Raw genomic sequence first — 1,274 nt, 5'->3', positions numbered from 1 at the left:
ATTGAATTTTATTCAATGTTCGCGAAAGTTTAGTTTCTGGTGAAACCGTTGTTGACATAATATCAACTCCTTCCCCGATACCATTGAATAACTAGTAAATTACTTTCTTCTTTCGCCCTATAAGAGTTGTTACCTCTCTTCTTGATAAGCCGATTAACTAGATTATTCCACATCTAGGTTTACTCTTACGACTACTAAAAAGATTCTTTATCCTTGACCATCCAGACTTTTATTTCCGGATTAGTAAATTTAATTACTTAGTTTTAGGATTCTCCAAGTTACTCTAAATTTCGACCTTAATTCTGTAGGGGAAGTATCCTCGTTAAGAGGCTGATTCCAGGTTTTCTTTATCTGATAAACTATCTAATACATATCGTAAATATTGACAGCTTCTGGACTGTCCGTTTAAGCAACTTCCGGAACAGGTTCAACGATTACCTCAATTTTCCTTCTTAGGCCATCTCAGGCTTCTCCATCGAATTATTCGGTGGCAGTGTCCTCTTGACTAATTTGCTTTCGTCGCAACCTGCTTTTATGGTCTGCTATAATTCAGTATTCTTTCGTTTACTAAACCGACCATCTCCTTTCAGGGTTTATCAGCCCTGGCTATTGGTTGAATAGCACGAAATTTAGGCCTCTTTGGCGCCCCGATATTCTAATTGATTTTTTTTATTATAATGATAAGTATAAAATATATTGTCGTTAAAGTATTTTTTTTTGATTAATTGTCCTTCTTTATTGTAATAGTAAAATGCACATTTTGTGAAATCTTTATCTCTCTCATTATATACATATTTAATAACTATTGAAAATGCAATGCTTTTATTATCTTTTTTTTTACTATAATTATCATAAAAATTGTTTTCTTTTGATAAATATACGGATAGATTAATTGCGTTTTATTCAAAGATTTATCTTTGCTGTTTTATTTACAATCAGCCCCCGTCCAAACCGGACAAGCAAGTTTCCCAGCATCCGGCTTTCCATAATTTACTCTCTTGCGAGAACTAATTTCTCCTCGCGGTTAATTAGCTATTTATTCCTATTGTTCTTATTCTTTCTGATATCGTGTGTTTGTTGATTGGTTACCTTTCGGTGACAATCTTCACACAATACCTTTGTTCTTTTATTCATGATACTTTGGTGGTGCGCATTGCGGACCGTACCAATGTGATGAATTTGTAGTTGGGTTGTTTTATCGCAGTGCTCACAACGTTCCGCTTTTAGACGGTCAATTAGATGAGTACAACCTTGGAATATAAATCTATTAATGG

At 34.2% G+C, this 1,274-nt stretch carries 1 pseudogene; it reads right to left on the bottom strand.

What is annotated here, in order from left to right:
* Positions 1-1,032 precede the first annotated feature (1,032 nt).
* Positions 1,033-1,274, bottom strand: a pseudogene (locus tag NQK76_RS02460) (group II intron reverse transcriptase/maturase); the annotation flags it as partial.

The sequence above is a fragment of the Candidatus Phytoplasma australasiaticum subsp. ipomoeae genome, assembly GCF_024425275.1.
Classification (GTDB): domain Bacteria; phylum Bacillota_I; class Bacilli_A; order Acholeplasmatales; family Acholeplasmataceae; genus Phytoplasma; species Phytoplasma australasiaticum.
This window is presented reverse-complemented; position numbering and strand designations above follow the sequence as displayed.